This is a genomic window from Nocardiopsis sp. NPDC055551, assembly GCF_053619415.1.
This window is the reverse complement of record NZ_JBSHJJ010000002.1, coordinates 81,296-103,468: the sequence shown is the minus strand read 5'-3', so window position 1 is coordinate 103,468 and position 22,173 is coordinate 81,296. Positions and strand designations below refer to the sequence as shown.

The window sequence follows — 22,173 nt, the reverse complement described above, 5'->3', positions numbered from 1 at the left end:
CGGTGAACGCGTCGGGACCCGCTTGCGGTGGGGTGTCGACCGCCCCCTATGAGATCTCGTGCTCTTCCGGGTACTCGATCTCGACCGGCTGATCGAAGCGGTAGAACCGCACCGTGCGGGTGAGGGCCAGCATCTCCTCCGAGTTCCGCGTGGGTTCGTCGGCCTCCGCCTCCACGTAGTAGCCCATCGGATACCCCTCGTCGGAGACCCAGATCTCGAATTCCGTCTCCAACATCATGAGGTTCTCGAAGTGGTCGAACTCGTGGACGACGGTGCCGGTGTAGTGGTGCCCCTCCCGACCGAACTCCGCACCCCCCGGGTCCAACCGTTCCAGCAGGTCGTGCTGCACGAAACTATCGGGGACGTCGTGCTCGTCCGTAGCGGAGCGGCCCGTGTACGCGATCTCCGTCTCCTGGTCCAGGATCTCCTCGAAAAGGTTCAACTGGTTCGCCCATTCGGCGTGAAGGTCGGCTTCGACCTCGCTGGGGCCGGGCGCCACCCTGCTGTAGTGGCGTTCGATCGGATCGCCGAACGAGATCCCGTTTCGAATGTCCGAGAAGTAGATGCGATCGTCCAGGTCCTCGCCACCGGCGAGGACACCGGACCCGCCCGGTCCCAGGAGCCCGCCCTCCAACATCAAGCGCTCGGGTTCCCGCGTGTACATGTGGTAGCTCGTGCGCATGGGTCCCGCGTCGTTGTGGGTGGGCAGTCGATAACCGGTGAAGCTGTCGGCCTCCAGCGCGAGGGTGAAGGCCTCGGCCAGCACGGCCTCGCCGTCCTCCGGGTCCGCTTCGACGGCGAGGGTGTTCTCCTCCTCGGCGACCACCGTCTCCTCGACCGGTTCCTCGTCCCGGAGGTACCAGGCTCCGGCCGCCGCGCCCGTTCCGACCAGCGTCAACGTACCCAGAACGGCCATGATCCCCTTGACGCCCGACAGGGCACCGAGCATCCCGCCGCCACCCGCGGCTCCACCACCTACGGCCCCACCCGCGGCCATCCCCGAAGCGGTGCCCGCCGCGCCCGAGCCCAGCGCCCCCGAGCCCACCGTTCCCGTGCCGACCGCGCCCAGACCCACCGCCGAGGCGGTTCCCAGCGCGACCGCCCAGCGGGAGGGATCGTGTCCGGCCATGTCCACACCGCGCCAGTAGTCGGCCAGCATCGCGCGCAGTACCCGCTGTGTACGGGCGCGGTCGGGGGCCGGGGCCGTCCCGGCGTCGACGTTCTCGACCTCCATGACGGGCAGTAGCGCTGCCAAGAGGTCGACGGCGGCGGGCCGTTCCAGTGGGGCCACCGACAGGGCCCCCTCCACCAGGGGGAGCAGGCCCTCGGGCACCCCTTCGATGTCGTGGTCGCCCGCCTTGACCCGTTCGGCCAGTTCCGCCGGACTCCCCTTGCCGAAAGGGCTCCGGCCGGTGGCGGCCAGGGCCACCAGACCGCCCCAGGCGAACACGTCCGCGGCCGGATCGGCGACGGCACCGGCGTAACGTTCGGGCGCCGTCCAGCCGGGGGTCCCGTAGGAGGCCGACGCGTCCTGTCCTGGGTCGGTGCCGATCTCGATCGCGATCCCGAAGTCCACGATCTTGGGCCCGTCCGGGGCCAGGATCACGTTGCCCGGCTTGATGTCGCGGTGCGCGATCCCCGCCGCGTGCAGTGCGGCCAGCCCTTCGGCCGTGCCCAGGGCGAACGTGCGCAGCATGTCTGCGGGCAGGGGGCCGAACTCGCGCACGTGACGGCGCAGGTCCCGGCCGGGCACGTAGTCGAAGGCCAACCACGGCACCGGTGCCGTCGGGTCGGCTCCGTGGACGCGAGCGGTACTGATCCCGTCGGCGCGGCGCAGCATCTGGACCTCGCGGGCGAACGCCTCCCGGTGTCCGGGCCGGTCCGCGTACTTCGCGTGGACGGTCTTGAGCGCGATACAGCGGTCCTCGGAATCCAGCCCCGCGTACACCACTCCCATTCCGCCGGCTCCGATCCGGCCCACCAACCGGTAGCGGCCGATCAGAGGGGGGTCGGTCTCGGTCAGCGGGTCGAGGCCGGGTGGAAGGCCCTTTGGGTGCTCTGGCGGGTGGTCCGGCCCCACGGCGGGAACGTGGTGCGGCCCAGGGGTGGGCTCCTCGGCGGGGGTGGGGGATGTGCTCATCGTTTCCTTTCACGGTGACGGGGCCGACGCGGAAGTCGCGTTCACACCGTGTGCCGCCGGGTTCGGTCAGAAGACGGGGCGTTCGGGCAGGATCTCCGACTCCTCGGGGATGTGGACGTCGCGGGGCTCGTGGAACGTGTAGTCCCGCACCTGGCTGACGGCCACCTCTTCGTGCTCGGGATTCTCCGGGACACTGACGCTGGAACCGGCGAAGCGCAGCGGGTAACCCTCGTCGTCGATCCACAGGTCGAAGTTCATGGGACGTCCCTCTGTGCCTTCCTCCTCGCCCCACCGGGCGACCTGTTCGGTGACGGTGCCGCTGTAGTGGTGGCCCTCGGCGTCCTCGAACTCCAGGCCCGCGCTGACCCCACCATCGGTGAACTCCTGCTCGTAGGGGACGCGGTCGCGGCCCTGGTACTCGATCTCGGCGTCCGGCTCCAGGATCCACTCCAGCCCCCAGCCGAGTTCCTCCTCAAGGTCTTGGTCCTCCCCGGAGTTCCCCTCCTGCCGGTAGTACCGGGGGGACTGGGCGCCGCTCTCACTGATGGTGATCAGGGCGAAAACCTGTTCCTCCAGGTCGTCGCCGTGGCGCAGGTCGATGCGGACCCCGGCGAGGTCGTAGCTTCTGCGCTGGATGGCCCGCCCCGGGTCCTCGGTGTACTCGGTGACGGTGGCGGCCGGGTGGGCCTGTTCCTGGTCGGCCTGCAACTCGTGCCGGTAGAGGTAGTCGGGTGCGTCGGCCATCAGATCGCTCGCCTCGGCGACCACCGTCACTCCGTCCTCGGGATCGCTCTGGACCGTCGGGCCCTCGGCCTCTCCCACGGCCGCCCCACCGGTGGGGTCCTCCCCTTGGCCGTTCGTTCCATCGCCGGAGGATCCGGTCCCGATCCGGTCGAGGAACAGCAGTCCTCCGACCAGCGCGACCACCAGCACGGCGGCGGCCGCGGACAACCACAGCGCCCGGCGTGCCCGGCCCGACCGACGCACCTTGCGGACGCCCGGGTCGGCCACTCCGGTCCATTCGGTGGCCAGCAGCTCGGGCACGATCTCGGTGGGGTGCGCGTCCTGAACGGGTTCGGCCACACGGGTGGGCGGCAGTGCCCCATTCGGCATGACGCGAGTGGCCGACCAACCACGGGTCAACTCCGCCAGGGCCTCGTCCGCCCGGGGCCGCTCTCCCGGGTCCTTGGACAACGAACGCCGGACCAGGCCCAAGAGGGGCTCGGGCACCCCGTCAAGGTCCGGCTCCTCGTGCCGGCTGCGGTGAACGACCCCGGCGACGGTGCCGCGCCCGAAGGGGTCCCTGCCGGTCGCCGCGACGGCGACCAACCCGCCCCAGGCGAACATGTCCGAGTAACCGGTGGCGTCCTCTCCCCTGTACCGTTCGGGGGCGACCCAGCCGGGGGTGCCGTGCAGACCACCGGTGGCGGTCAGCACCGTCCCGTCGACGGCCCGAGCGATACCGAAGTCCAGCACCTTGGGGCCGTCGGGCGCCAGGATCACGTTGCCCGGCTTCAGGTCACGGTGCACCACACCCGCCGCGTGGATCGCGGTGAGCGCCTCCGCCAGACCGACCGCCAACGCGGTGAGCACGCCCCCGGTCAACGAACCGTGCTGTCTCACGTGCCGGCGCAGGGTGAGGCCGGGAACGTATTCGGTGGCCATCCACGGCGTGGCGGCGGCGACGTCCGCGCCAAGGAAGGCAGGAGCGCACGTGGCCCTCACACGGGAGACCAGACCGACCTCACGGGCGAAACGGTCCCGGAAATCGGGGTCCGCGGCGAACCGGGAGTGGATCACCTTGACCGCGGCGGCCTGCCCCGCGTCGGTGACCCCTGCGTAGACCGCGCCCATTCCACCCGCGCCGATACGCCCGACCACTCGATAATCGCCGAGCCGTTCGGGATCGCCGCGACCCGGCGGGTCCACACCGGGAGGTAGGTGATCCCGGTCGAAGGGGGTGTTCCGTGGCATCATCGTTTCCTGTCGATGTCGGGGGGTGGGCACGGGGCGAGGGCCGAGGTCAGCCTTCCTCGGCGGCGTCCTCGTCGGGTCCGTAGACACAACCGTTCACCGGGGAGCCGTCGGTGAGGGTCGCGTCGAGTGGGGTGACCTCTTCCGGTTCGGGCGCGACCATCACCTCGCCCACACCCGGGCCACGCCAGGGGTAACAGAGCCCGCCCGGGTAGCCGACCTCCGGGCGGGTATCGTCCGGCACGGCGGCGGTGGGGGCGTAGTAGACGGCGAACACGTCGTCCAGCTGGGAACCGTTGGTCCTGTCCATGAAGGTCACCTCGAACTCCGCGGTGGGCTCTTCGGGGGAGAGTGCGGCCAGGTTCCCCCCGCTGTTCGCGGCGGTGGTGGTCAGGTATTCGTCCCCGGGATCGATCCGTTCGACCTTCACGAAGTCGCTGCTGTGCAGTCGTAGCTCACCGAAGTCCGGCAGGTACTCGGCCGTGACCGTGACGGTCAGGTTCATGGTGTCCGACCAGGAGTGCTCGCCCATGTCGAGCCGGACCTGGTCCAGGCCCTCCCCTCCCCCGTCGGTCTCCAGGGTGCGGACCAGGACGTCGCCGGCCTCCGGGTCCGGGGCCACGGTCACGGTGCCGGTCTCGTAGAGGTCCCGATACTCGTCGGGGACGTCCTCGGGCACGGCGCCGTCCGCGGCCTCGCCCCCGGCGACGGTGACATCCGAGGTCTCCCGACCGTCGGTGGGGACATCGGTCGGGCCACCGCCGAGCCGCCCGTCGGCCACCGCCCACACACCGGTTCCAGCGACGAGGACGAGCGCGAGCCCGGCCGCGCCCAGGGCCAGAACCCCACCATGACGCTCGGCCCAGGAACGCCGACGTGGCGCGTGTGCGCGCCACGGGTCGAGCTCCGGGGCGGGTACGGGTTCGGCCGAGGTGGCGACGGCCCGGGGCCGGGGGGCCACGAGCCCCGGTTCGGCCAGGAGACCGTTGGCGTCGGGACGCCGCGCGGGGTCCTTGGCCAGGGCGCGCTCCACCGGTCCGCGTAGCCCCGCGGGGACCCCCTCCAGGTTCGGCGCCTCGGACAGTACCCGGGAGACCAGGACGTCCGAGGCGGCCGTACCGAACGGCCCATGCCCGATGGCGGCGTAGGCGACCAGCCCGGCCCAGGCGAACACGTCCGAACGGTCGGTGGCGTCCGCGCCACGGTACTGTTCCGGTGAGATCCACCCAGGCGTGCCCACCAGACCGCCGGTACGGGTCAGCGCGGTCTCCTCCACCGCGCGGGCGATACCGAAGTCCAGCACCTTGGATCCGTCCGGGGACAGGATCACGTTGCCCGGCTTCAGATCACGGTGCACCACACCCGCCGCGTGGATCGCGGCGAGCGCCTCGGCCACCCCGGCGGCGAAGGAGGTCAGTGCTTCCCCTCGCAGAGGACCGTACCCGCGCACGTACTCGTCCAGGGTGGGCCCGGGCACGTACTCGGTGGCCAACCAGGGCAGGTCGGCGCCGGTGTCGGCGCCGAGGAAGGCCGGAAGGCCGGGCGCACGCACCCGACGGACCAGCCTCACCTCGCGGGCGAAGCGGGCCCGGAACTCCTGGTCTGCGGCGTGGGAGCGGTGCACGCACTTGACCGCCGCCCGTCGATCCCGTCCGTCCAGGGCCGCGTAGACCACACCCATGCCTCCGGAGCCCAGGCGCCCGAGCAGGCGGAATGGTCCGAGGTGGGCGGGATCGTCCGGGACCAGGGGCAGGACGCCGACGGGCAGGTCGAAGGATGGAGTCATGTGAGGGTTCCGGGGGTCGAGGCGGACGGGGGCACGGTGGAAGCGCTCCAATGGCTCTGATGCCACGTTCTCACGGTGTGTTCGTCTCGGGATCGTCCTGTTCCGGCCATGCCCGGCGCGGTGGTCGGGGCCTTTCGACGCAGCCTTCCGGACGGCGACCCGGAGTGATGGACGCCGGGAGCGGGCCTAGCCTGGGGGCATGCGTTCGTACACCCCGCTCCTGGCCCTGATGGCCGACCTGGCCTGCGTACTCGTCTTCGTCGTGGTGGGCAAGGCCGACCACGCGACCGGGCTCACCCCGGCCGCGGTGGCCGGGACCGCGTGGCCGTTCGTGGCCGCGTTGCTCGCCGGTTGGCTCGCCACCCTGGCGTGGCGCTCGCCCGCCCGGATCTGGCCGACCGGAGTGTTCGTGTGGGCGGTGACCGTGATCGGTGCGATGCCGTTGCGCCTGCTCACCGGGGAGGGCGCGCCGCTCTCCTTCGTCGTGGTGACGTCGCTGTTCCTGGCCGCGACCATGCTCGGTTGGCGGGTCGTGACGCTGTTGGTCTCCCGACGGAAGGGCCGAGCACAGGCTCGAACGGTGGGCCCGCAGGCGTGAGTCGGCCCCGGTCGCGTGTGACCTTCGTCGGGACGACCGGGTACGGACCGTTCGTAAGCTTGGTTCGATGAACGAACAACCGGATCCAGAGGCCGACTCCGACACCACCATCACCGGTGGTGAGGACGAGGCACGCGAGGTCGGGGTGGGTCCCTGGCCCGGCCCCTGGCCGGACGGCGACCACTACGATCCCGAGCTGCTCGCCCATGGCGACCGGCGCAACGTGGTCGACCACTACCGGTACTGGCGCCGTGAGGCGATCGTGGCCGACCTGGACATGGTCCGCCACGACTTCCACGTGGCCGTGGAGAACTGGTCGCACGACTTCAACATCGGATCGGTGGTGCGCACCGCCAACGCGTTCGGCTGCGCGGCCGTGCACATCGTGGGCAAGCGCCGTTGGAACCGACGGGGCGCCATGGTCACCGACCGCTACCAGCACGTGCACCACCACCCCGACACCGCTTCGCTGGTGGCCTGGGCCGCCGAGCACGACCTGACACTGATCGGCGTGGACAACCTGCCGGGCGCCGTGCCGTTGGAGACCCACCCGTTGCCGCGCAACGCCGTGCTGGTGTTCGGGCAGGAGGGCCCGGGTCTGTCGGAGGAGGTCCGTCAGGTGTGCGCGGCGGTCCTGTCCATCGCCCAGTTCGGTTCGACCCGGTCGATCAACGCGGGGGCCGCCGCGGCGATCGCCATGCACGCCTGGGTCCGGGCACACGTGTTCGCGCAGCCCGTTCCCGACACGGCGACCACACCCACTCCGTGATTCGTCCGTGATCTAACGTAAAGGGATCCCGGCCTTGAAGGACCGGGCTCTCAGCCCCTTGTGGCTGAGAGCCGCCTTTACCAGCACCAGCCATCGCCTATGAGGAGGTGACCTCGATGGCTACGTTCCGCACAGGACAGAAGACCCACCAGGCCGTGCTTCCTCAGCGGCCTGCTCTGGAATCGGAGTCAGTAGACACGCCCCGGATCGGGCACGAAACGGGACTCCGGCCCCACCCCAGGGTGGTACCCGGTGCGGAACATGTGCGAGGGGAGACCGGTACCGCAGCACCTGGCGGTTCCGGCGTCACCCCCCAGCTTCAAGCTGGGGAGAGGCCGCGTGAGCGGCACCCATCCGTCTTCGTCCTGGACAAGAACCAGATTCCGCTCCAGCCCTGTCATCCGGCCAGGGCCCGCAAACTGTTGCACAAGGGTCGGGCGGTCGTGGCTCGGCACACCCCCTTCACCATCCGCCTCAAGGACCGCACCATCGCCGAGTCCGAGGTGGACGGTGTCCAGGTCGGTATCGACCCGGGCAGTAAGCACACCGGCATCGCCGTGTTCACCCATCAGGGCGGGCAGCGGCGCGGCCGGTACAGCATCCAGCTGGATCATCGTGGTGCGCAGGTCCGTAAGAAGATGGGGCAACGCTCCGCCTATCGGCGGCGCCGCCGGACAGCGAATCTGCGCCACCGCGCCCCCAGGTTCGCCAACCGCACCCGCCCCCAAGGATGGCTCGCCCCGTCCCTGCGACACCGGGTGGAGACCACCACCGCCTGGGTGGACCGGCTCACCAGGTGGGCACCGGTCAAAGCAGTGCACATGGAACGGGTCGCCTTCGACACCCACGCCCTGGACGCCCTCGCGGTGGGCAAGGTCGACACCATCACCCAGACCACCGACCGGGTCCTGATCGCCGGATGCGCGGGCCGGGGCTCCTACGCCCGCACCCGACCCGACAAACACGGATTCCCGAGGCTGAGCCTGCCCCGAACAAAGGGGTTCTTCGGGTTCACCACCGGTGACCTGGTCCGGGCCGTGGTCCCCCAGGGAAAGAAGGCAGGCACCCACACCGGCCGGGTCGCGGTACGCGCCTCGGGCAGTTTCAACATCACCACCACCCACGGCACCATCCAAGGCATCGGACACAAGTACATGCGTCTGCTCCAAAGAGCGGACGGCTACGGCTACACCTGGAAGGGAGAGGGCGTTTCCTCCCGGCCCTCAAGGACCGGGTAACCACGCCCAACAAATCGATGAGCCCGATCGTCACGTCCGTCGCTCGCGCCGCCACCCTGGACGACGTCCCCGACCTCGCCCGTGTCCTCAGCCGTGCGCTGCACGACGACCCGCTCTTCCGTTGGCTCTTCCCCGACGACGAGAACCGCATGGCCAAGGTGCGACGCTTCTTCGCTCTGACCACCGGCTACGGCTACGTCCCCGGTGGTGACACCCGTCTGACCGCCATCGCCGACTCCGAGGGTTCCGTCCCGGTCCCCCGCGCCGCCGCGCTGTGGGCGCCGCCCACGAGCAACCCCGAGGGGCCGCTGGTGTCGCCGCGCACCTGGCCGCACTGGGCGTCCCTGCTCGGACGTGGCCGGGTCGCCGCGTTCGTCCGGGTCTTCGCCGAGTGGAAGATGGCCGCCCCTCAGGAGCCCCACCTGTACCTGGCCGGTCTCGGGGTCGACCCGAGCGTGGCCGGTACCGGGGTGGGCGGTGGACTGCTCTCCGCGGGGCTGGACGAGGCCGACTCCCAGGGGCTGCCGGTGTTCACCCAGACGCTCAACGACAAGAGCATCGGGTTCTACGAACGGTTCGGGTTCCGGGTCGTCCACGAGATCCCGCACGAGGACGTCGGGACCGGCTACTTCCTGCTGCGGCAACCGTCCTGACCGTTCCCGCGGAACCGCCCACCCGTGACGTGACCGTGATCTAGCATGGCGATGACGCCCCTCGGAAGGACGGAACCGATGCCCGCGACGGCCAGCTCTGTGAAGTCGATTCGTACCGCCACCATGGACGACGTCCCCGCCATCGCACGGGTGCTCGGCCGCGCCTACCACAGTGACCCGCTGTTCCGGTGGTTCTTCCCCGAGAACGAGACCCGCATGGCACGTTCCATCCGGATGTGCGCCCTCACCGCCGGTTTCGACCGCGTTCCCGGCGGTGACGCCCACGTCTTCGAGACCGACGAGGACGGGCGCCGGGTGGTGCGCGGCGCCGGCCTGTGGAAGCCGCCCGGCGACGACGCCAAGGAGGGCGCGACGATGCTGCGGTCCCTGCCGCACCTCGCGTCGATGTTGGGCGTGCGGCGCCTGCCCCGGATCATGCGCTACGTCGCCGAACTCAAGGGGTCGGCCCCCGAGGAGCCGCACTGGTACCTGAGGGCCCTGGGCACCGACCCGGCCGCCCGTGGCACCGGTGTGGGTTCCAGCCTGGTGCGCGCCGGGCTCGCCCAGGCCGACAGCGACGGGGTCCCGGTGTACCTGGACACGACGAACCCGGCCGACATCGGCTTCTTCGAGCGGTTCGAGTTCCGTGTCGTCCGAGCGGTCAACGACCCGGACTTCCCCTCCACCTACTGCATGCTCCGCCCCGCCGTCTGACCCCTGTCGGTACCGCCTGGGAGGGTTCGGCCATGCTGATCGTCTTCGCCGGTCTGCCCGGTTCCGGCAAGAGCACCATCGCCCGCGCGCTCGGACGCCACTCGCCCGCCCCGGTACTGTCCGTCGACCCCGTCGAGGCCGCGCTCCTGCGTTCGGGGATCGAACGGGAACAGCCCACCGGTCTGGCCGCGTACGTGGTGGTGGAGGCGATGGCGGCCGACCTGCTCTCCCTGGGACAGGCGGTGATCGTGGACGCGGTCAACGACGCAGAGGAGGCTCGCGAACAGTGGCGGAACCTGGCCGAACGGCAGAGGGCTCCCCTGGTCTGGATCGAGGTGGTCTGTTCCGACCCCGACCTTCATCGCCGCAGGTTGGCGGGGCGTGAGCGAGACCTACCCGGGTTCCCCGAACCCGCCTGGGCGTCGTTGGAGACGCGTCGACCGGGTCTTGCGGCGTGGATGGACGAACGCTTGATCCTCGATTCGGTCCGAGAGCCGCAAACCAACGTCGAGACGGCTCTGGACCATCTGCGTACCGCCCGGGTTCGTGGCATCACGTGTGGGATCGCCGAGGAGGATGTCGACTCGCTTCGCCGGTCGGGGAATCCAACACGAAGGGGCCGCCTCCCCGAGGGAGACGGCCCCGACTCATGACCGGGGATCGTGACTAGCCGATGCCCTTGCCGAGCGAGCCCAGCAGGTCGCGGTTGAGCTGGGAGATGGTGTCCAGCGGGATGCCCTTCGGGCAGACCGCGGCGCACTCACCGATGTTGGTGCAGCCGCCGAAGTCCTCTTCGTCCTGCTGGTTGATCATCTTCACCACGCGGGAGGCACGCTCGGGCTGTCCCTGCGGGAGCATGCCCAGGTGCGTGACCTTCGCGGCGGTGAACAGCATGCTGGACGCGTTCGGGCAGGCCGCCACGCACGCGCCACAACCGATGCAGGTCGCGGCGTCGAACGCGCGGTCCGCGTCCGGCTTCGGGATCGGGTTGGCGTGGGCGTCCGGGGCGGTACCGGTGGGCGCGCTGATGAAACCGCCCGACTGGATGATGCGGTCGAACGCACCACGGTCGACGACGAGGTCCTTCACGACCGGGAACGCCTTGGCCCGCCACGGCTCGACCGTGATGGTGTCGCCGTCGTTGAAGCTGCGCATGTGCAGCTGGCAGGTGGTCGTACGCTCGGGGCCGTGCGCCTCGCCGTCGATCACGACGCCACAGGCACCACAGATGCCCTCGCGACAGTCGTGGTCGAAGGCGACCGGGTCCTCGTTCTCAAGCGTGAGCTTCTCGTTGAGAACGTCGAGCATCTCAAGGAAGGACATGTCCTCGGAGACGTCCGTGAGCTTGTACGTGACCATCCGGCCTTCGTCGTCACGGCCCTTCTGGCGCCAAACGCGCAGGGTGATGTTCACTTGTAACTCCGCTGCTTCATCTCGACGTACTCGTACTCCAGGGCTTCCTTGTGGAGCACGGGCTTGCTGTCAACGCCGGCGAACTCCCAGGCGGCGACGTAGGCGAACTCGTCGTCGTGACGCAGCGCCTCGCCGTCCTCGGTCTGGCTCTCCGCTCGGAAGTGACCACCACAGGACTCGCGGCGGTGCAGGGCGTCGACGCACATGAGCTCACCGAGCTCCAGGAAGTCGGCCACGCGGTTGGCCTTCTCCAGAGCCTGGTTGAACTCCTCATTGGTGCCGAGCACCTTGACGTCGCGCCAGAACTCGGCGCGCAGCTCGCGGATGAGGTCGATGGCCTTGCGCAGGCCCTCTTCGCTGCGCTCCATGCCGCAGTAGTCCCACATGATGTGGCCGAGCTCCTTGTGGAAGGAGTCGACGGTGCGGGAACCGTTGGTGGAGAGCAGCTTGTCGATCCGGTTGGTGACCAGGTCCTTGGCCTTGACGGCTTCGGGGTGCTGCTCGTCGACCGTTTCGAACGGGCCGTCCGCCAGGTAGTCGTTGATGGTGTTCGGCAGGACGAAGTAGCCGTCCGCCAGACCCTGCATCAGCGCGCTGGCGCCCAGGCGGTTGGCGCCGTGGTCGGAGAAGTTGGCCTCACCGGTCACGAACAGGCCCGGGATGGTGCTCTGCAGGTCGTAGTCGACCCACAGGCCACCCATGGTGTAGTGCACCGCGGGGTAGATGCGCATCGGAAGTTCGTACGGGTTCTCACCGGTGATGCGCTGGTACATGTCGAACAGGTTGCCGTACTTGGCCTCGACGGCGTCCCGGCCCATGCGTTCGATGGCGGCCGTGAAGTCCAGGTACACGCCCAGACCACCGGGGCCGACACCGCGGCCCTCGTCGCAGACGTTCTTGGCGGCGCGGGAGGCGATGTCACGCGGCACCAGGTTGCCGAAGGCCGGGTAGATGCGCTCCAGGTAGTAGTCGCGCTCGTCCTCGGGGATCTGCCGCGGGTCGCGGTCGTCGCCGCCCTTCTTGGGCACCCAGATCCGACCGTCGTTACGGAGCGACTCGCTCATCAGGGTCAGCTTGGACTGGTAGTCGCCGCTGACCGGGATGCAGGTCGGGTGGATCTGCGTGTAGCAGGGGTTGGCGAAGTACGCGCCCTTGCGGTGCGCACGCCAGGCGGCGGTGACGTTCGAGCCCATCGCGTTGGTGGACAGGAAGAACACGTTGCCGTAACCACCGGTGGCCAGGACCACGGCGTCGGCGAAGTGCGTCTCGATCTCACCGGTGACCATGTCGCGGGCGATGATGCCGCGCGCCTTGCCGTCCACGATGACCAGTTCGAGCATCTCGTGCCGGGTGTGCATCTTGACGGTGCCGGCGGCGATCTGCCGCTCCTGCGCCTGGTAGGCGCCGATCAGCAGCTGCTGACCCGTCTGGCCGCGGGCGTAGAAGGTACGGGAGACCTGCACACCACCGAAGGAACGGTTGTCGAGCAGACCGCCGTACTCGCGGGCGAACGGGACGCCCTGGGCGACGCACTGGTCGATGATCTCGACGCTGGTCTGCGCGAGGCGGTAGACGTTCGACTCGCGGGAGCGGAAGTCACCGCCCTTGACCGTGTCGTAGAACAGCCGGTGGATGCTGTCGCCGTCGTTGCGGTAGTTCTTCGCGGCGTTGATGCCACCCTGCGCGGCGATGGAGTGCGCGCGCCGGGGGCTGTCCTGGTAGCAGAACGAGGAGACGTTGTAGCCCGCCTCGCCCAGGGTCGCCGCGGCGGAGGCACCGGCCAGGCCGGTGCCGACGATGATGACGGAGAGCTTGCGCCGGTTCGCGGGGTTGACCAGCTTGGCCGAGAAACGGCGCTGGTCCCAGCGCTCGTTGATCGGCCCCTCAGGGGCCTTCTCGTCCCGGATCGGGGAGCCCTCGGTGTAAAGGTCGATGTCAGACAATTAACTCACCAGTCCAAAGGTGACCGCCAGGGGCGGAAGCAGGAACCCGACGGTCACGACCAGAGCGATGGCCACGGCCACGGCGTTGATCTTGCCCTGGCGCGCGGCGGTGTTGGCGCCCAGGGTGGCCATGCCACTCCAGATGCCGTGTCGCAGGTGGAAGCCGACCGCGATCACCGCGGCGATGTAGAACAGCGTCACGAACCAGAACTCGGGCTGGAAACCGTTCACGAGTCGCTCGTAGGGGCTGTCCGACTTGCCGCCGGGGGCGATCACGTTCACCGTCAGGTGCAGGATGTGGAAGATCACGAAGAGCGCGATCAGCACTCCGCCGTACCGCATGGTGTACGAGGAGTAGGTGCGCTTCACCCTCTTCTTCACCACGTAGCGCTGCTGACGCGCCTTGCGCGCGCGGATCGTCAGCACCGCCGCCGAATAGATGTGGATCAGGATGCTCGCGAGGAGAACGATCCGGAAGACCCACAGGAAGCCGCTCTCAGGCAGGAGAGGATAGCCGATCTCACGGAGTCCGTGAGCGTAGCCGTCGAAGGCCTCCTGGCCCGCGAAGACTTTCAGGTTGCCGTACATGTGCGCGATCAAATACAGCACAAGGATCGCACCGGAGGTCGCCATTGCCGCCTTCAGCGCCACCGTGGATCCGTAGGCCGTAGACCGCTTCTTGGTCAAGGTACTGTTCGCCACAGCCTGCCACTCTAAATTCGAGTTAAGCCCAACGTCCAAGTCATCGCGACCCTCGTGTCCATAGCCTTAGGCTATGAAGCATGCAGTTCCAGCAGCTCGCCTACTTCGTCGCTGTGGCCCGCACGCGCCATTTCACCCGTGCAGCCGAGCTTTCACGCGTCGCTCAGCCGAGTTTGAGCAAACAGATCCGCAGCCTTGAGAAGGAGTTGGGTGCGCCGTTATTCAGTCGTGCCCGGGGAAACATCACACTCACTCCAGCGGGTGAGGCATTGCTTCCGCTCGCCCAACGCATCCTCACCGACCTGGAAACGGCCCGTCGCGAGGTGGCGGAACTGGCCGGCGTGCGGCGCGGCCGGGTGCGACTGGGGGCGACCCCATCCTTGTGCGCGGGACTACTGGCGGACGTTCTCGCCGACTTCCATACCCGCTTCCCCGGGATCGAACTCCACGTGGAGGAGAGCGGTTCACGCGACCTCATCCGCAACCTGGGTCGCGGCGAACTCGACATGGCCCTGATCATCCTCCCGCTGCAAAGCAGCGATCCGGACTTCTCCACCACCCCGATCCTGCGGGAGAACCTGGTGGTGGCCAGCCCTACGTCGGAGCCCGCGCCGAACGGGCGCGCCTCGATGCGCATCACCGAACTCCAGGGGCGCCCCCTGGTCATGTTCCGGCGGGGTTACGACGTTCGCGAGGCGACGCTCCGCGCCTGCCGCGCCGCCGGTTTCGAGCCGGAGTTGGCCGTGGAGGGCGGCGAGATGGACGCGGTCCTGAGGTTCGTCGAGGCCGGTCTGGGGTTGGCGGTGGTGCCCAGCATGGTGTTGCGCAACCGGCCCGGGCTGCGCGGCACCCCGCTGTCCCGTCCCCGTCTGCTGCGCACCGTGGCGTTGGCCCGGCGCAAGGACGTGGAGCCCTCGCACTCGGCGGACGCGTTCCGCCGGCACCTGCACGCGTACCTGCTGGCGATGGGACCGCAGGACCTGGGACCCGACCTGGAGGTCCTCATCTCCGCCACGGACGCCGGAGGGCCACGGAACCGTCATGGCGAGACGCGGGACGACGGACTGTCCATGTCCCCCTGAAGCGCCTCTCGCGCCGTTCGCGCCCGGAGGACGCCGCGGGCCACGATCGTGATCACCTGGGCCCCTATATCAACTCCGGGCACTTTCTCGCCAGCAGCCCCGAAAACCGCATCGCGGATAAATGGCCTGATAGTTCTCCTTTCTTCGCAAATCGCATGGCGATAGTGGCGTACATCACAGCCATTTCTCGCGGATTCCCCAGCCCCGGAACGTGACCGTGATCACAGCGACCTAGCGTTGCGTAGCAGACCGGTTCCCTACTGCTTCCCCCGGCCGTCCAGAACCAGGGGCGGTCACGGCCACCGGAGGGGCGCGGGCCCGCACCCGTATCCCCGTCCGGGTCGCTCTCCACAGGAGGTGGAGTCCACGGTGACCTCGACACAAGACGCAAACCCCGCCGGGCGGGCGCGCGTCCCCGGGCGCACGCTCAGAACCGACCGATGGTGGCTGGGTCCGACGCTGACGACGTTGGGCCTGGCCACCTTCCTCGTCTACGGAGCCGCACGGGTCTTCCAACAGGACCACTACTGGGTCCAGGAACACCACTACCTGACGCCCTTCTACTCCCCCTGTCTGGCCCAGCAGTGCGTCCCGGACGCGTCACTCTTCGGCCGGGTCCCCTGGGAGTTCCCGCCCTTCCTGCCGTACGCCCTGCTCAGCCTGCCGATCCTGCTGCTGTTCCGGGTGACCTGCTACTACTACCGCAAGGCCTACTACCGCTCCGTCTGGCAGGCGCCGACGGCCTGCGCGGTCCGCGAACCGCACCGGAACTACACCGGCGAGACCCGGCCGCTCATGCTCCCGCAGAACGGACACCGCTACTTCTTCTACGCCGCGGGCGCCATCGTCCTGATCAACACCTGGGACATGCTCGTCCCCTTCTTCCACGGCGTGGACGGCGGCTTCGGCATCGGGGTCGGCAACCTGATCATGCTCACGAACGTGCTGTTGCTGTGGGCCTACACCTTCGGCTGCCACTCGTGCAGACACATCATGGGCGGCCGGCTGCGCAGCTTCGGCCGCAACCCCGTCCGGTACTGGCTGTGGTCGCGGGTCTCCACGCTGAACAACCGGCACATGCTCTACGGCTGGCTCAGCATCGCCTCGCTGATGATCACCGACGCCTACGTCGCGCTGGTCGCGAGCGGCACCATCACCGACCTTCGCATCCTCAACTGAGCGGGGAAGGAAGAAGCATCGCATGCCCCCCAAAACAGAGGCCGGGGTCACCCGGTACAGCTACGACGTCGTGGTGATCGGCGCGGGCGGAGCGGGTCTACGCGCCGCGATCGCCGCCCGTGAACAGGGCAAACGAACCGCGATCATCTCCAAGTCGCTCTTCGGCAAGGCCCACACGGTGATGGCCGAGGGCGGGGCCGCGGCCGCCCTGGGCAACACCAACGCCGACGACACCTGGACCGTGCACTTCCGCGACACCCTGCGCGGCGGCAAGTTCCTCAACGACCCTCGCATGGCCGAACTCCACGCCAAGGAGTCCCCCGACCGGATCCTGGAGCTGGAGTACTGGGGCGCCCTGTTCGACCGCACCGCCGACGGGCGCATCAGCCAACGCAACTTCGGCGGGCACGAGTATCCGCGACTGGCGCACGTGGGCGACCGCACGGGGCTGGAGCTGATCCGCACCCTCCAACAGCGGATCGTGGCGCTCCAGCAGGCGGACGCCGTCGAGCATGGCGACCCCGACGCCCGGTTGCGGGTGTTCGCCGAGACCGCGGTCACCGACCTCCTGCGCGAGCCCGGAGACGAGGGCCGGGTGGTCGGCGCGTTCGGTTACCGGCGTGTGGACGGCGGCTTCGTGTTGTTCGAGGCGCCCACCGTGGTGCTGGCCACCGGCGGGATCGGCAAGGCCTTCCGCACCACCTCCAACTCCTGGGAGTACACCGGTGACGGGCACGCGTTGGCCCTGCGCGCCGGGGCGTCGCTGATCAACATGGAGTTCGTGCAGTTCCACCCCACCGGGATGGTCTGGCCACCTTCGGTGAAGGGCATCCTCGTCACCGAGTCGGTCCGCGGTGACGGCGGAGTGCTGCGCAACTCCAAGGGCGATCGGTTCATGTTCGACTACGTGCCCGACGTGTTCCGCTCCCAGTACGCCGAGACCGAGGCGGAGGCCGACGGCTGGTACGACGATCCCGCGAACAACCGCAGGCCACCGGAGCTGTTGCCCCGCGACGAGGTGGCCCGGGCGATCAACAACGAGGTGAAGGAGGGGCGCGGGTCGCCGCACGGCGGCGTGTTCCTTGACGTGTCCACCAGGTTGCCGGCGGAGGAGATCCGGCGCCGGTTGCCGTCCATGCACCACCAGTTCAAGGAACTGGCGGACGTGGACATCACCGCCGAACCCATGGAGGTCGGCCCCACCTGCCACTACGTCATGGGCGGGGTCCGGGTGGACGCCGACACCGCCGCCTCCGACGTGCCCGGGTTGTTCGCCGCCGGGGAGGTGGCGGGCGGGATGCACGGTTCCAACCGGTTGGGCGGCAACTCGCTGTCGGACCTGCTGGTGTTCGGGCGGCGGGCCGGACTGGGCGCCGCCGCCTACGTCGACGCATTGACCGAGTCGAAGCCCTCCCCCGGTCCGGTGGATCGCGTGGTGGCGGCGGCCGTCCGCTCCTCGTTGGCCCCGCTCAAGCAGGGCGAGGGCGAGAACCCCTACACGTTGCACTCCGAGCTTCAGGACACCATGAACGACCTGGTCGGCATCATCCGCAGGGGACCGGAGATGGAGAGGGCCCTGGAGCGACTGGCGGAGCTGACCGAACGCGTACAGGTGATCAGCGCTCCGGGCGATCGCGTGTACAACCCGGGTTGGCACCTGGCGTTGGCGCTGCCGAACATGCTGCTGGTGTCGGAGGCCGTCACCAGGGCCGCCCTGGAACGCACCGAGTCGCGGGGTGGGCACACCCGTGACGACTTCCCCGACATGTCGGCGCGATGGCGGCGGGTGAACCTGGCCGCCCGGGCGGTCGACGGTCGGGTGGAGCTGACCCGGCGTCCGCTCGCCGACGTCCCCGCCGAACTGCTGCGCCTGTTCGAGCGGGAGGAACTGGCCAAGTACCTCACCGAGGAGGAGTTGCCCGAGGAGGGGCCACCGGAGGAGGGTCCGCGTACCGACACCGACGAGGACGCGGAGAGGACGGACACGACCGAGGAGGGCACGTCATGACCGAGCGGACGTTCCGGGTGTGGCGAGGATCGGACGAGGGCGAACTCACCGAGTACGAGGTCGAGGTCAACGAGGGCGAGGTGGTCTTGGACGTACTGCACCGCCTCCAGGCCACCCAGGCCCCCGACATGGCCGTGCGGTGGAACTGCAAGGCCGGCAAGTGCGGTTCCTGTTCGGTGGAGATCAACGGGATGCCGCGGCTGTCCTGCATGACGCGGATGAGCGTGTTCGAGGAGGACGAGGTGGTGACGGTGACGCCCATGCGCACCTTCCCGGTCGTCCGGGACCTGGTGTGCGACGTGTCGTTCAACTACGACAAGGCGCGCGAGATCCCCTCGTTCACCCCGGACCCGAACACCTCGCCGGGCGACTTCCGGATGCGGCAAGTGGACGTGGAGCGTCCCCAGGAGTTCCGCAAGTGCATCGAGTGCTTCCTGTGCAACAACGTGTGCCACGTGATCCGTGACCACGAGGAGAACAAGGAGCACTTCTCCGGGCCCCGCTTCCTGATGCGGGTGGCCGAACTGGAGATGCACCCGGAGGACACCGCGGACCGTCGCCGAATCGCCCAGGACGAGTTCGGGATGGGCTACTGCAACATCACCAAGTGCTGCACGGAGGTGTGTCCCGAGGGGATCCGCATCACCGACAACGCGCTGATCCCGCTCAAGGAACGGGTGGTGGACCGCAAGTACGACCCGTTGGTGTGGCTGGGGTCGAAGATCGGGATGCGACCGAAGGACACCCCGATGGTGCCGAACGTCCGCGACTCCGAACCTCGGCGGGAGTGAGCCGGAGTCGGATCGAAGGGGCCGGGCGGCGGGTGTTCTCCCGCCGCCCCTCGGAAACACCCGTGATCCATTTCCGGTTTCGACCGGGGTTTTCTTACAAGAACACCGAAAAGGCCTTGGGAATCACCTTTGTCATGGATTCAGGAAATTCTCGACTTCGTCGTAGGAGCGGGATAGCTTTACCCCCAATCGACGGCGGGAGTGGGCGGGCATGGCCGGTGCATACAGCCTCAAGAAGCACTTCGACGGCGCGGCGGCGCGCGTGCTCGGTGATTCCATTCGCACGGTGTTTCCAGGATTCGACGTGGAATCCTACGCCGTGCAGGTCGATCGCGAAGTCGAACCCCTGGAACTCAAGGATCGGGTGCTGGTGATGGCGCGGGGGCTGCGGGACCGGCTCCCCGAGCACTACCCCGAGGCGATCGCCGTGCTGGTCGCCTCCCTCAAGGACCCCTTGGGCGAGGACGACGGCATGTTCAACGACGGGTTCCACCTCATGCCCGTGGCCCGGTTCGTGGAGGAGTACGGGCTGGATCACCCGGAGGTCTCGCTGCCCGCCCTGGTGGAGATCACCAAGCGGCACACCGGTGAGTTCGCCGTCCGGCCGTTCGTGCTGCGGCACTATGAAGCGACCATGGCGCTGATGCGCGCCTGCGCGGTCGACCCCGATCACCACGTGCGCCGGTTCGCCAGTGAGGGCATCCGACCCCGACTGCCCTGGGCACGCCGGCTCCCCGGATTCGTCACCGATCCACTACCGGTGCTCGACGTGTTGGAGGCGCTGCGCAGCGACCCCTCCAAGCACGTGCGCACGTCGGTGGCCAACAACCTCAACGACATCGCCCGCGAGCACCCCGAACTGGTCCTGGACCTGGCCGAGCGGTGGACCCGGCAGAGCCCCACCCCCGAGACCGCGTGGACCGTTCGGCACGCCCTGCGCACCCTGGTCAAGGAGGGCGATCAGCGGGCCCTGGCGCTGCTCGGCGCCACCGGCGGCGAGCACGCCCGAGCCCACGGGCTCGTTCTGTCCCCGGGCCTACTGGACCTGGGCCAGACCCTGCTGGTACGGATCGAACTGGAGAACACCGACATCCGTCCGCACATGATGGTGGTCGACTACGTGGTGCACCACGTCCGCGCCGACGGCTCCCTGGGCCGCAAGGTGTTCAAGTGGACCAAGGTGGAGCTGTGCTCCGGGGAACGTCGGGTCCTGGAGAAGAAACACCCGGTGCGCCCGATCAGCACCCGCGCCTACCACCCGGGCGAACACCTGGTGGAGATCCAGGTCAACGGCCTGGTCAAGGCGTCCGCCACTTTCGACCTCCGCGTCTGAGCGGTCACCGGCGAACGGGCGGCCCCGGGCCCCGCGGGTTCGACGCGCTCCGCGGGGACTCCGGTCAGAAGCCGCGTTGGGCCCAACCCTCCAGGTGGGCGGCGGCCTCGGCGATCGTGGTGGACTCGCCGTGGCCGGGGTGCACCACGGTGTCACCCGGCAGGACCGCCAGCTGGTCGCGGATGGAGGCGATGATGGTCGGGAAGTCCGACGACGGCTGGCCGGTGGCACCGGGACCGTCCGGGAAGAGCGTGTCCCCACTGAACACCACCCCGAGTTCGGGGGCGTACAGGGACACCCCACCGGGTGTGTGCCCCGGGGTGTGCAGGATGGTCAGCTCGATCCCGCCCGCGGTCAGTACCTCGCCGTGCAACAACGGGGCGTCGGGTTCGCGGTAGGGGTACACCTGCTGCCAGAGCTCGGCGTCGTCGGGGTGCAGCAGGATCGGGGAATCGGTGAGGTCGGCCAAGGCCACCGCGGCATCGATGTGATCGTTGTGTCCATGGGTGCACACGATCGCCATGAGCTCGCGATCACCCAGACCTCGGGCTATTCGCTCGTGGTCGTGGGATGCGTCGATCACCACGGCGGTGTCGTCGTCGCCGACGATCCACACGTTGTTCTCGACATTGGACTCGGAACCTTCCAAACTGAAGATTCCCGAGGTACGTAGCCGCTGGACGGGCGACTGGGAACTCACAGGCTCACCACCTGAACGTCTTACGGGGCAGGAGCTTCGAGCCTATCGGGCGCGGTCCCCTCGCACACGCTGTTCGCGTCGACCTCCCCGGTGTGTCAAGGGTTCGGGGCGTCGAAGTCGCGACGCAGCGTGTAGGGCTGGATCAGGCCGAGGCCGTGCGCGTGTCGGGCCCTGACCTGCACCACCTGGATCCCCTCCACCCCTTCGAGGCTCTCGGCGAGGGCATCGTCGATGAGGACGGTCCCCGGCCGTGCGAAGGAGGTGAGCCGGCTGGATCGGTTGACCGTGGTGCCGAAGACGTCTCCGTGCAGGGTCAGCACCGGGCCGTAGGCCACACCCACCCGTACGTCGGGGACCTCCACGTGGGTCTTGACCCCCGAGGCCAGGCGCAGCGCGATGTCGGCCGCCTGGGTGGGCGAGTCCGCCACGAAGAGCACCTCGTCGCCGAGGGTCTTGACCACCCGTCCGCCCCCGGAGGCGACGATGTCGGCGGCGGTCGCCTCGAAGCCCTCCACCACACCGGCGAGCTCCATCTCGTCGAGCTCACGGCTGAGCGTGGTGAAGGAGACCAGGTCGGCGAAGCCCACGATCAGCGGGTAGTAGTTCGGGATGGCGTCGTTGCCGTTGGACATCACGGCCAGCGTGCGCGCCGTGGACGCGGCCAGTTGCCGACGCCAGATGTGCAGCAGCAGGCGTTCGACGTCCGGCAACAGCTCCTTGACCTGGTTCATCAGCGGGCTGTTGGCCGGGTCCTCCCCACCGTCCTTGAAGATGAGCGTGCTGAGGATGCTGGTCTGCCAGTCGGCCAGGCGGGCCATGGTCTGTCCCATCGCGCGGGCGAAACGGACCACTCCCTCCTCGTCGAGGACGCCCTCGTCCAGCAGGGAGTGAGCGATGCGCAGGGCCTCGACGTCGCTCTCGGTGAAGATGATCGTGTCGTCACCGAGGGTGGGAAAGCCCAGGGCACGCCAGACTCGGCCGGCGAGCTCGGGATCGGCTCCGGAGAGCTCGACCGCCTGTTCCCTGGTGTAGACCGCTTCACCACCGAGTAGGGCGGACTCGATCGCTTTCGGGTCAGGACGCGACGGCATACGTTCTCTTTCACGGGACCTTCCCCGCCTGGCGGGGAGCAATCACTATGGCACCGGCC

19 protein-coding genes are annotated in these 22,173 nt (G+C 68.9%); 11 read left to right on the top strand and 8 right to left on the bottom strand.

What is annotated here, in order from left to right; genetic code table 11:
• Positions 1–46: 46 nt before the first annotated feature.
• The 3 genes from ACWGSK_RS04280 to ACWGSK_RS04270 form a co-directional block, all read right to left on the bottom strand.
• Positions 47–2,140, bottom strand: coding sequence for a serine/threonine-protein kinase (locus ACWGSK_RS04280; protein ID WP_358514337.1), 2,094 nt, complete (start codon positions 2,138–2,140; stop codon positions 47–49).
• Between the two features lie 66 nt (positions 2,141–2,206).
• On the bottom strand, positions 2,207–4,114 hold the full coding sequence (locus ACWGSK_RS04275) for a serine/threonine-protein kinase (protein WP_358514335.1): 1,908 nt from the start codon (positions 4,112–4,114) through the stop codon (positions 2,207–2,209).
• 49 nt (positions 4,115–4,163) lie between these two features.
• Positions 4,164–5,900, bottom strand: a complete 1,737-nt coding sequence (locus ACWGSK_RS04270) for a serine/threonine-protein kinase (RefSeq protein WP_358514333.1) — start codon at positions 5,898–5,900, stop codon at positions 4,164–4,166.
• Between the two features lie 199 nt (positions 5,901–6,099).
• Between ACWGSK_RS04270 and ACWGSK_RS04265 the strand changes: the two genes are divergently transcribed.
• The 6 genes from ACWGSK_RS04265 to ACWGSK_RS04240 all read left to right on the top strand — a co-directional run bounded on the left by ACWGSK_RS04265 (position 6,100) and on the right by ACWGSK_RS04240 (position 10,525).
• Entirely contained in the window at positions 6,100–6,498 is a 399-nt protein-coding gene (locus ACWGSK_RS04265) for a DUF3054 domain-containing protein (protein WP_452455221.1), read from the top strand.
• Positions 6,499–6,565: 67 nt separating this feature from the next.
• The gene (locus ACWGSK_RS04260; protein WP_358514329.1) at positions 6,566–7,267 is read left to right on the top strand and encodes a TrmH family RNA methyltransferase; all 702 of its coding nucleotides are present in this window, start codon (positions 6,566–6,568) and stop codon (positions 7,265–7,267) included.
• Positions 7,268–7,632: 365 nt separating this feature from the next.
• Entirely contained in the window at positions 7,633–8,505 is an 873-nt protein-coding gene (gene iscB / locus ACWGSK_RS04255) for an RNA-guided endonuclease IscB (RefSeq protein WP_358514353.1), read from the top strand.
• Between the two features lie 17 nt (positions 8,506–8,522).
• Positions 8,523–9,158, top strand: coding sequence for a GNAT family N-acetyltransferase (locus ACWGSK_RS04250; RefSeq protein ID WP_358514327.1), 636 nt, complete (start codon positions 8,523–8,525; stop codon positions 9,156–9,158).
• Positions 9,159–9,236: 78 nt separating this feature from the next.
• On the top strand, positions 9,237–9,872 hold the full coding sequence (locus ACWGSK_RS04245; protein WP_358514325.1) for a GNAT family N-acetyltransferase: 636 nt from the start codon (positions 9,237–9,239) through the stop codon (positions 9,870–9,872).
• A 32-nt stretch (positions 9,873–9,904) separates the two neighbouring features.
• Complete coding sequence (locus ACWGSK_RS04240) at positions 9,905–10,525, top strand: AAA family ATPase (protein ID WP_358514323.1); 621 nt, start codon at positions 9,905–9,907, stop codon at positions 10,523–10,525.
• A 13-nt stretch (positions 10,526–10,538) separates the two neighbouring features.
• Here ACWGSK_RS04240 and ACWGSK_RS04235 read toward each other — a convergent pair whose 3' ends face one another.
• Genes ACWGSK_RS04235 through ACWGSK_RS04225 form a run of 3 tightly spaced genes read right to left on the bottom strand, consistent with a single transcriptional unit; the run spans position 10,539 to position 13,879 of the window.
• Positions 10,539–11,285, bottom strand: coding sequence for a succinate dehydrogenase/fumarate reductase iron-sulfur subunit (locus tag ACWGSK_RS04235; protein WP_067603574.1), 747 nt, complete (start codon positions 11,283–11,285; stop codon positions 10,539–10,541).
• On the bottom strand, positions 11,282–13,228 hold the full coding sequence (locus ACWGSK_RS04230) for a fumarate reductase/succinate dehydrogenase flavoprotein subunit (protein ID WP_358514320.1): 1,947 nt from the start codon (positions 13,226–13,228) through the stop codon (positions 11,282–11,284). Before ACWGSK_RS04230 ends, ACWGSK_RS04235 begins: the two co-directional genes overlap by 4 nt.
• Entirely contained in the window at positions 13,229–13,879 is a 651-nt protein-coding gene (locus ACWGSK_RS04225) for a succinate dehydrogenase cytochrome b subunit (RefSeq protein WP_358514351.1), read from the bottom strand.
• A 131-nt stretch (positions 13,880–14,010) separates the two neighbouring features.
• On the opposite strand from ACWGSK_RS04225, the gene ACWGSK_RS04220 reads away from it, so the two are divergent.
• The 5 genes from ACWGSK_RS04220 (at position 14,011) to ACWGSK_RS04200 (ending at position 20,323) form a co-directional block, all read left to right on the top strand.
• Positions 14,011–15,012, top strand: coding sequence for a LysR family transcriptional regulator (locus ACWGSK_RS04220; RefSeq protein ID WP_358514318.1), 1,002 nt, complete (start codon positions 14,011–14,013; stop codon positions 15,010–15,012).
• A gap of 369 nt (positions 15,013–15,381) precedes the next feature.
• Positions 15,382–16,191, top strand: coding sequence for a hypothetical protein (locus tag ACWGSK_RS04215; protein WP_358514316.1), 810 nt, complete (start codon positions 15,382–15,384; stop codon positions 16,189–16,191).
• Between the two features lie 22 nt (positions 16,192–16,213).
• Positions 16,214–18,199, top strand: a complete 1,986-nt coding sequence (locus ACWGSK_RS04210; protein ID WP_452455220.1) for a fumarate reductase/succinate dehydrogenase flavoprotein subunit — start codon at positions 16,214–16,216, stop codon at positions 18,197–18,199.
• On the top strand, positions 18,196–18,990 hold the full coding sequence (locus ACWGSK_RS04205) for a succinate dehydrogenase/fumarate reductase iron-sulfur subunit (protein WP_358514312.1): 795 nt from the start codon (positions 18,196–18,198) through the stop codon (positions 18,988–18,990). The genes ACWGSK_RS04210 and ACWGSK_RS04205 overlap by 4 nt, the downstream gene beginning before the upstream one ends.
• A 211-nt stretch (positions 18,991–19,201) precedes the next feature.
• Positions 19,202–20,323, top strand: a complete 1,122-nt coding sequence (locus ACWGSK_RS04200; RefSeq protein WP_358514310.1) for a DNA alkylation repair protein — start codon at positions 19,202–19,204, stop codon at positions 20,321–20,323.
• Positions 20,324–20,387: 64 nt separating this feature from the next.
• On the opposite strand, the gene ACWGSK_RS04195 is transcribed toward ACWGSK_RS04200, so the two are convergent.
• Positions 20,388–21,023: an MBL fold metallo-hydrolase gene (locus ACWGSK_RS04195; RefSeq protein WP_452455219.1), complete on the bottom strand. Its 636-nt coding sequence runs from the start codon at positions 21,021–21,023 to the stop codon at positions 20,388–20,390.
• Between the two features lie 95 nt (positions 21,024–21,118).
• Positions 21,119–22,114 (bottom strand): adenylate/guanylate cyclase domain-containing protein, encoded by a 996-nt coding sequence (locus ACWGSK_RS04190; RefSeq protein ID WP_358510296.1) that lies wholly within the window; start codon positions 22,112–22,114, stop codon positions 21,119–21,121.
• Positions 22,115–22,173 lie beyond the last annotated feature (59 nt).

Bases quoted from the DNA above. Each gene is read 5' to 3' on its own strand.
- ACWGSK_RS04280 (WP_358514337.1), bottom strand. From the start codon at position 2,140: ATGAGCACATCCCCCACCCCCGCCGAGGAGCCCACCCCTGGGCCGCAC.
- ACWGSK_RS04275 (WP_358514335.1), bottom strand. From the start codon at position 4,114: ATGCCACGGAACACCCCCTTCGACCGGGATCACCTACCTCCCGGTGTG.
- ACWGSK_RS04270 (WP_358514333.1), bottom strand. From the start codon at position 5,900: ATGACTCCATCCTTCGACCTGCCCGTCGGCGTCCTGCCCCTGGTCCCG.
- ACWGSK_RS04265 (WP_452455221.1), top strand. From the start codon at position 6,100: ATGCGTTCGTACACCCCGCTCCTGGCCCTGATGGCCGACCTGGCCTGC.
- ACWGSK_RS04260 (WP_358514329.1), top strand. From the start codon at position 6,566: ATGAACGAACAACCGGATCCAGAGGCCGACTCCGACACCACCATCACC.
- ACWGSK_RS04250 (WP_358514327.1), top strand. From the start codon at position 8,523: ATGAGCCCGATCGTCACGTCCGTCGCTCGCGCCGCCACCCTGGACGAC.
- ACWGSK_RS04245 (WP_358514325.1), top strand. From the start codon at position 9,237: ATGCCCGCGACGGCCAGCTCTGTGAAGTCGATTCGTACCGCCACCATG.
- ACWGSK_RS04240 (WP_358514323.1), top strand. From the start codon at position 9,905: ATGCTGATCGTCTTCGCCGGTCTGCCCGGTTCCGGCAAGAGCACCATC.
- ACWGSK_RS04220 (WP_358514318.1), top strand. From the start codon at position 14,011: ATGCAGTTCCAGCAGCTCGCCTACTTCGTCGCTGTGGCCCGCACGCGC.
- ACWGSK_RS04210 (WP_452455220.1), top strand. From the start codon at position 16,214: ATGCCCCCCAAAACAGAGGCCGGGGTCACCCGGTACAGCTACGACGTC.
- ACWGSK_RS04205 (WP_358514312.1), top strand. From the start codon at position 18,196: ATGACCGAGCGGACGTTCCGGGTGTGGCGAGGATCGGACGAGGGCGAA.
- ACWGSK_RS04200 (WP_358514310.1), top strand. From the start codon at position 19,202: ATGGCCGGTGCATACAGCCTCAAGAAGCACTTCGACGGCGCGGCGGCG.
- ACWGSK_RS04190 (WP_358510296.1), bottom strand. From the start codon at position 22,114: ATGCCGTCGCGTCCTGACCCGAAAGCGATCGAGTCCGCCCTACTCGGT.